This window comes from Kitasatospora sp. NPDC057500, assembly GCF_042802195.1.
In the GTDB taxonomy this organism is placed as follows: domain Bacteria; phylum Actinomycetota; class Actinomycetes; order Streptomycetales; family Streptomycetaceae; genus Kitasatospora.
Map to the genome: position 1 here is coordinate 1 of NZ_JBHVER010000298.1, position 7,091 is coordinate 7,091.

At 74.2% G+C, this 7,091-nt stretch carries 8 protein-coding genes and 1 tRNA gene; 4 read left to right on the plus strand and 5 right to left on the minus strand.

Annotation, left to right across the window (positions count from 1 at the left end; all coding sequences use genetic code 11):
- Positions 1-394: TetR family transcriptional regulator (locus ACFU74_RS34870; protein ID WP_380764153.1), on the minus strand; the 394-nt coding region annotated here is incomplete at its 3' end.
- 169 nt (positions 395-563) lie between these two features.
- Between ACFU74_RS34870 and ACFU74_RS34875 the strand changes: the two genes are divergently transcribed.
- On the plus strand, positions 564-1,442 hold the full coding sequence (locus ACFU74_RS34875) for a LysR family transcriptional regulator (protein ID WP_380764154.1): 879 nt from the start codon (positions 564-566) through the stop codon (positions 1,440-1,442).
- A gap of 7 nt (positions 1,443-1,449) precedes the next feature.
- On the opposite strand, the gene ACFU74_RS34880 is transcribed toward ACFU74_RS34875, so the two are convergent.
- Entirely contained in the window at positions 1,450-2,043 is a 594-nt protein-coding gene (locus ACFU74_RS34880) for a TetR/AcrR family transcriptional regulator (protein WP_380764155.1), read from the minus strand.
- Between the two features lie 104 nt (positions 2,044-2,147).
- Between ACFU74_RS34880 and ACFU74_RS34885 the strand changes: the two genes are divergently transcribed.
- The gene (locus tag ACFU74_RS34885; RefSeq protein ID WP_380764156.1) at positions 2,148-3,587 is read left to right on the plus strand and encodes an amidase; all 1,440 of its coding nucleotides are present in this window, start codon (positions 2,148-2,150) and stop codon (positions 3,585-3,587) included.
- Positions 3,588-3,695: 108 nt separating this feature from the next.
- The gene (locus ACFU74_RS34890) at positions 3,696-4,610 is read left to right on the plus strand and encodes a nuclease-related domain-containing protein (protein ID WP_380764157.1); all 915 of its coding nucleotides are present in this window, start codon (positions 3,696-3,698) and stop codon (positions 4,608-4,610) included.
- An 83-nt stretch (positions 4,611-4,693) separates the two neighbouring features.
- Here ACFU74_RS34890 and ACFU74_RS34895 read toward each other — a convergent pair.
- From ACFU74_RS34895 to ACFU74_RS34905, 3 genes are all read right to left on the minus strand, one after another.
- Positions 4,694-4,767 (minus strand) — tRNA-Pro (locus ACFU74_RS34895).
- Between the two features lie 101 nt (positions 4,768-4,868).
- Positions 4,869-5,813, minus strand: a complete 945-nt coding sequence (locus ACFU74_RS34900) for a metallophosphoesterase (RefSeq protein WP_380764158.1) — start codon at positions 5,811-5,813, stop codon at positions 4,869-4,871.
- A gap of 82 nt (positions 5,814-5,895) precedes the next feature.
- Positions 5,896-6,510 (minus strand): CGNR zinc finger domain-containing protein, encoded by a 615-nt coding sequence (locus ACFU74_RS34905; RefSeq protein ID WP_380764159.1) that lies wholly within the window; start codon positions 6,508-6,510, stop codon positions 5,896-5,898.
- 88 nt (positions 6,511-6,598) lie between these two features.
- Here ACFU74_RS34905 and ACFU74_RS34910 point away from each other — a divergent pair, with 88 nt between their 5' ends.
- On the plus strand, positions 6,599-7,054 hold the full coding sequence (locus ACFU74_RS34910; RefSeq protein ID WP_344338877.1) for a GatB/YqeY domain-containing protein: 456 nt from the start codon (positions 6,599-6,601) through the stop codon (positions 7,052-7,054).
- Positions 7,055-7,091 lie beyond the last annotated feature (37 nt).

Here is a 7,091-nt window from a genome sequence, read left to right on the forward strand (position 1 = left end):
GGAGCTCGCCGGCCCGCCGGGCGGCCTCCAGTTCGGCGCGGAACCGGTCGGCCCACATCTCGTACGGACTGAGGTCGCGCAGTCCCAACTGCCCCTGCTCGACGGCGAGGGTCACGCCGGCGCGCAGCAGCACGTTCCCCCGCAGCTCGTCGGCCAGGTAGAGGCTGGTCCGGATGAGCTGGTGCAGTCCCTCCGGCCGCTGCGGCAGGTCGAGGTCGGAGGTCTGCTCGTCGATGACCGCCCTGGCGAGGTCCTCCTTCGACTTGAAGTGGAAGTACATCGCCCCCTGGGTGGTCCCGGCCCGGTTGATGATCTTGCTGACGCTGGACCCGCTGAAGCCGTACTCGTCGAAGACCTGCGCGGCGGCCCGCAGGATGGACTCGCGGGTGCGCACGGCTCGTTCCTGCATGGCCCTTGCCACGAGTGGCTCCAAACACCTCGGCAAACAAAGAGGACGACCTCTATGTTATTCGCCGCCAGGATGCCCTCGGACGGGCCGAAACCGGAGCCTCCGCCGCCGTACCCTGGACTCCCGCGTCGGACACCAGGGGGACGGACCGCGCATGGAACTCGGACAGCTCCGCACCTTCGAGGCGGTGGTCGTCCACCGCACCGTCACCGGCGCCGCGATCGCCCTCGGCCTCGCGCCCGCCTCGGTCGCCGAGCAACTCCGCACCCTGGAGGGCTCGCTCGGCACCGCCCTGTTCGAGCGCTCGCCCCGTGGTATGACCCCGACCCGGGCCGGCCACCGTCTGCTGCCCTGGGCCCGCCGCCTGCTGGACCAGGCCGAACAGGCCCGCCGCGAGGTCGCCGACGTCCGGCCGGTCCTGCGGCTCGGCGCCCTGGGCGCGGTCGCCGCCACCCACGTGCCCGGGGTGCTCGCCAGGCTCGCCGAACGCTGTCCGGGCCTCGACGTCGCCCTGCACACCGACCCGGCCCGGGACCGCCTGCTGCACGGCGTCGCCGCCGGGAGCCTGGACGCCGTGCTCCTCCTGGACGCCCCCGGCCCGCTCGGCGCACTCGGCTTCGCCCTGCCGCCGGTCCAGTTGGCCCACCTCGACCTGGAGGACGTCCCGCTCGCCCTCGTCGCCGCCCCCGGCTCACCGCCCTCGGGTCAGCGGCTGCTGGTGAACGGCCCCGGCTGCTCCTTCCGCCTCGCCGGGGACCGGCTCTTCGGCCCCGGCACGGAACGCCTCCGCACCGGCGACATCGCCACCACCCGCGCCTGCGCCGAACGGGGCCTCGGCATGGCCCTGCTCCCCGAGTCCGCCGTCCGCGCCCACCTCGCCACCGGCACCCTCCACCCCCTCGCCGCCCCCGCCGCGGCCCCGCTCCGCCTCCGCCTGATCTGGCGCGCCGACCACTCGTCCGCCCCGGCCCTCCGCGAAACCCTCCGCGAAACCCTCCACGCCGCCTTTCACGCCGCCGCCGGCCCCCGCTGAGTACGGCTCACCGCTCCCAGAGCCGCTCCAGGTGCGCGTGCAGCACCTCCCCGGCCTGCCGCTCCGTCAGCCGCCCGACCAGCACGTGCGCGGTCAGCCCGTCCACCAGCGCCAGCAGCGTCCGCACCTCGACCGCCCGCGCCCCGTCGTCGGCCCCGTCGTCGGTGCCCGCCTCGGCCAGCAGCCCGAGGAACAGCGCCTCCGACGCCGCGTACGCCGCCCGCAGCGGCCCGGCCAGCGCCTCGCTCACCGCCGCCTGCGCCACGAAGGCCAGCCAGACCCGTGCCTCGGACCGGTGGTCGGCCCGCAGCAGCGCCAACTCCTCGGCCGCGTAGCCGACCGCGCTCGCCGCCGACTGCGCCGGGCTGCCGCCCAACCGCTCCCGTACCCGCCGCTCGATCCGCCCGCCGACGTGCCGGAGCGTGAAGACCAGCATCTCCTCCTTGGTGCGGAAGCACCGCTGGACGGCCCCCATCGAGAGCCCCGCCCGTTCGGCGACGTCCCGCACCGTGACGCCCTCCAGCCCGCTCTCGTCGGCGAGCCGGCAGACCGCCCCGGCGATCACCCGTCGCCGCTCGTCGAGGTCCACCTGCCTGGGCACGTCCGGCCTCCTCCATATTCCGATGCACCTGTATCGCTTCCTACACTACGCTTCCGATACGAGCGCATCACTACGTGTCCCGCGTCCTCCCCCTGGAGTCCTCCGTGCCGAACACCGCACCCGCACACCTCCCCTGGGCCCGTACCGCCACCGCCCAGGCCCACGCCGTCCGCACCGGCGAGATCTCCGCCACCGACCTCATCGAGGCCCACCTGGCCCGGATCGCCGAGGTGAACCCCGAGGTCAACGCGATCACCCAGCTCCTCGCCGACCGCGCCCGCGCCCGGGCCGCCGCCACCGACCGCCGCCGCGCCGCCGGCGAACCGCTCGGCCCGCTGGCCGGGGTGCCGTTCACGGTGAAGGAGACCACCCCGATCGAGGGCGTCCCGACCACCTTCGGCGTTCCGCGCTTCCGCGACCTGGTCGCCCCGGCCGACGCGCCCCCGGTCGCCCGCCTGCGCGCCGCCGGCGGGATCCCGATCGGGCACAGCAACATCCCCACCCTGGTGCTGGCCGGGATGCACACCCGCAGCGAGCTCTTCGGCGACACCGTCAACCCCTGGGACCCGTCGGTCACCCCGGGCGGCAGCAGCGGCGGCGACGCGGTCGCCGTCGCCACCGGCATGGCCGCCCTCGGCCTCGGGAACGACTCGGGCGGGTCCCTCCGCGTCCCGGCCGCCTTCTGCGGCGTGGCCGCCCTCAAACCGAGCTACGGCAGGTTCCCCGCCGACCACCGCGTCCTCGGCCCCGCCGACCCCGGCCCGGCCTCCCAACTCCTGGTGACCGACGGCCCGCTGGCCCGCAGCGTCGCCGACCTCCGGCTCGCCTTCGAACTCCTCGCCGGCACCGACCCGCGCGACCCGCGCGCCGTCCCGGCCCCCCTGGACGGCGAACCGCTGCCCACCCCCGTCAAGGTCGCCGTGGTCGCAGACCCCGGCGGCCACGGCGTCCACCCCACCGCCCGGGCCGCCGTCGCCACCGCCGCCGACGTCCTCGCCGACGCCGGCTACGACGTCCGCGAAGTCCCCGACGTCCCCCTCCTCGACGAAACCCTCGCCGCCTACGACCTCCTCACCGTCACCGAGTTCGCCCCCGACTGGCCGTCCGTCCGCCCCCTCCTCGGCCCCGGCGGCGACCGCTACCTCTCACCCGTCATGGCGCGCACCCGGCCCGCCTCCTCCGCCGAGTTCATGACCCTGATGGGCACCTGCCTCGCCATCCGCCGAGCCTGGGCCGAATTCCTCGACGACTTCCCCCTCCTCCTCGCCCCCGTCTACACCGACCCCATCCCCACCCCCAGCCTCGAATCCCGCGACCCCGCCTCCCGCGACCGCGTCGCCACCGCGATGAACCTCTGCACCGCCACCAGCCTCGCCGCCCTCCCCGCCCTCACCCTCCCCACCGGCCTCACCCCCCACCACCCCCACCACCCCACCGCCGTCCAACTCATCACCCGCCCCTACCGCGAAGACCTCGCCCTCCAAGCCGCCCAAACCCTCGAATCCCACCTCCCCCCACTCGCCCCCGTCACCCCCCGCCGGTGACCGCGCCGGCATTCGAACCGGCTTGTCCGGGCTCGGTTCCGTGTTCCGCTGCATCGGTGCGTGGGCATGCTCATTCCGGGCGGGTGGGGGACCGGGGGAGAGGGCCGTATGGCGGAGTTGGTGGTCAAGCCGTGGCGGGTGCCGGGGAAGGAGCGGCTCTACGTCAACAGGGCCGGGGTGCGGGACGGTTCGGTTGCGTGGATGGACTGCAGGACCGGGGTCGTCACGGTCAACGTCCCTGAGTTGGAGGCTCTCGCGCTGGCCAAGGTCGAGGAGTGGTGCCGCTCCTCGGGGCAGCAGGTGCCGCCGCGCACGGTCCTGCGCAGGGGCGAATCGCGGCGGCCCGCGGTTCCGTTGCTTCCGCCGATGGGGGAGGGGGACGACCTCGCGCGCAATCGGCCGGGGGCCGGGTTGGAGAGCCTGGTGCGTCAGGGGGAGGAGCGGTACAGCCTTCTCGTGCGTCTGGCCGCGAAGGTCTCCCGTCAGCGCCTCGGCGATTCGAGCACGCTGCGCGGCCTGGAGGGCGAACGGATCGTCGGGGCTCGGCTGGAGCCGTTGAAGGCCGCCGGCTGGAAGGTGCTCCATGGTGTACCGCTGCCTTCCGGGGCCGACATCGACCACGTGGTGATCGGGCCGCCGGGGGTCTTCACGATCAACTCGAAGCATCACCCCGGCGCCACGGTGTGGGTCGGCGACAGGGTCGTGAAGGTCAACCGGAACGGCTTTCCGTACCTGGAGAACTCCGAGTTCGAGGCGAGCCGCACAGCCGGACTGCTGTCGGAGTGGTGCGGCTTCGACGTCCCGGTGCGCCCTGTCATCGCCGTCGTGGGCGCTCGGAGGATCACCCACGGGGCCAAGCCTGGGGTGGCGGTCATCGACGGGGACCGGATCGCCTCCATCCTGAGGGGCGGGCCCGTAGTGCTGTCCCCGGGCCGGGTCGATCTGATCTTCACCGTCGCCCGCCACCGGCACGTCTGGAGCCAGGTGGGCAAACGCGTTCGGAAGAACGGTCGGCGGTCCTGACCCTGAGGCTCGATCAACACCGGGCGGCCACGCACAACGCCAGAGGGCCCACCGGATTTCTCCGATAGGCCCTCTGGACTGGGTCGGGGTGGCGGGATTTGAACCCACGGCCTCTTCGTCCCGAACGAAGCGCGCTACCAAGCTGCGCCACACCCCGGTCCTTCTGTTTGCCGCTCCGTCTCCTTCGCGACGAGTAGAACTCTACCGGACGCTCGCCGAGAGACGAAATCCGGTTTCTCGGCGAGCGGGGCGGGCGGGTCAGCGCGTGGTCGGGGTGAGGGTGAGGAGGGTGGCTTCGGGGGGGCAGGCGAAGCGGACGGGGGTGTAGCGGTTGGTGCCGCAGCCGGCCGAGACGTGGAGGTAGGAGCGGCTGCCGCCGGCCTGGTGGGTGGAGAGGCCCTTGACCCGCTTGGCGTCGAGGTCGCAGTTGGTGACCAGGGCGCCGTAGAAGGGGACGCAGAGCTGGCCGCCGTGGGTGTGGCCGGCGAGGATCAGCGGGTAGCGGTCGGCGGCGAAGGCGTCGAGGACGCGGAGGTAGGGGGCGTGCACGACGGCGAGGGAGAGGTCGGCGTCGGCGGAGGGGCCGCCGGCGACCTCGCTGTAGCGGTCGCGGCGGATGTGCGGGTCGTCCAGGCCGGTGAACTCCAGGTCGAGGCCGGCGACGGTGAGGCGGCCCCGGGTGTTGGTGAGGTCCAGCCAGCCGGTCGCGTCGAAGCCGTCGCGCAGCTTCTCCCACGGGTTGTGGACGGCGCCGGAGATGCCGCGCGCGGCGGTCCCGTCGGGGTTGTTCATGCCGTGGACGCCGCTGCGCATGGCCTTGAGGTAGCGGGCCGGGTTCCTGCGGGCGGGGCCGTAGTAGTCGTTGGACCCGAAGACGTAGACGCCGGGGAACTCCATCAGCGGTCCGAGCGCGTCCAGGACGGCCGGGACGCCGAGCGGGTCGGAGAGGTTGTCGCCGGTGTTGACCACCAGGTCGGGGCGCAGGCCGGCGAGGCTCTGCAGCCAGCGCTGCTTCCTCCCCTGGTTGCTCACCATGTGGATGTCGGAGACCTGCAGTACCCGGATGGGGCGGGCGCCTCGGGGGAGGACCGGGACCTCGACCCGTCGGAGGCGGAAGGAACGGACCTCGTACCCAGCGGAGTAGGCGAGGCAGGCGGCGCCGGTGGCGGCGATTCCGAGGGGAACGGAGTACAGCGGTCGCATCGGTCCATGCTCTCAGACGGCGGATCAGCAGGTGAACTGCCGGTGGGCGCAGGGTTGCCCGCCCGGGGAGGCGCGCACCGGGTCACTCGTCCTGCTGCTCGCGCCGGGCGCGCAGGGCGCGGACCTTGTGGCGGTTGCCGCACCGCTCCATCGAGCACCAGCGCCGCCGTCCGGGCCGCGAGGTGTCGACGAAGAGCAGGCGGCAGTCGTCGGCGCCGCACTCGCGGACGCGGTCCGCGTACGGGCCGGTGAACAGGGCGATGGCGTCGCGGGCGACGGTGGAGGCGAGCTGGTCGCCGTCGCCGGGCAGCGGCGCCGCCGCGGTGCCGTCCGGGGCGATCTGCGGGGCGAGCGGGGGACCGGCGGCGGCACGGTTGAGCACGGCGTAGTCCGCCGGGTCCCCGGCGCCCGTGCCGTGGGCGGCGCGGGCCGCGGTGAGCCGCCAGAGGGCGTCCCGCAGGGCGCGGGCGGCGGTGAGCTGGTCGTCGGTGATCCGGACGGCGCCGGGCGGCAGGCCGAGCCGGGACCGGCCGGCCCAGTCGGCCAGGTCGGCGGGGCGGTGCAGCACCTCGTACCGGGCGTAGCGGCCGGGGCCGCCGGTGGGCAGCAGTTCCAGGCAGAGCGTGCCGGGGTCGAAGTGGAACCGCGCCCCGCCGGGGGTGTGCAGGACCAGGCCGGGGGCTCGCTCATCGGTCATGTAACCACTTTAAATGGGGAGGGGGAGGGCGGGGAGGGCGCGGGTTAATGGCGGGCGGCGGAACCTCGCGGATGGGAGACTCGGGGCCATGACCACGCTCAAGGAGCAGCTGCAGGAGGACCTCACGGCTGCCATCAGGGACCGGGACGAGCTGCGCTCGTCCACCATCCGGCTCACGCTGGCCGCCGTCACCAGCGAGGAGGTGGCGGGCAAGACGAAGCGCGAGCTGTCCGACGCCGACGTGCTGAAGGTCATCGGCCGGGAGGCGAAGAAGCGCCGGGAGGCCGCCGAGGCGTTCGGCACCGCCGGACGGGCCGAGCAGGCCGCGCGGGAGCTGGCCGAGGGCGAGGTGCTGGCCGGGTACCTGCCCAAGCAGCTGTCCGACGAGGAGCTGGCGGCGATCGTGGCCGCCGCCGTCGCGGAGAGCGGGGCGAGCGGGCCGCAGGGCATGGGCGCCGTGATGAAGCTGGTGCGGCCGAAGGTCGAGGGCCTGGCCGAGGGCGGCCGGGTGGCCGCCGCGGTGAAGGCCGCTCTCGCCGGCTGAGCGGGCGGGAGACCACGCAAGAGGGGCGCCCCCGAGC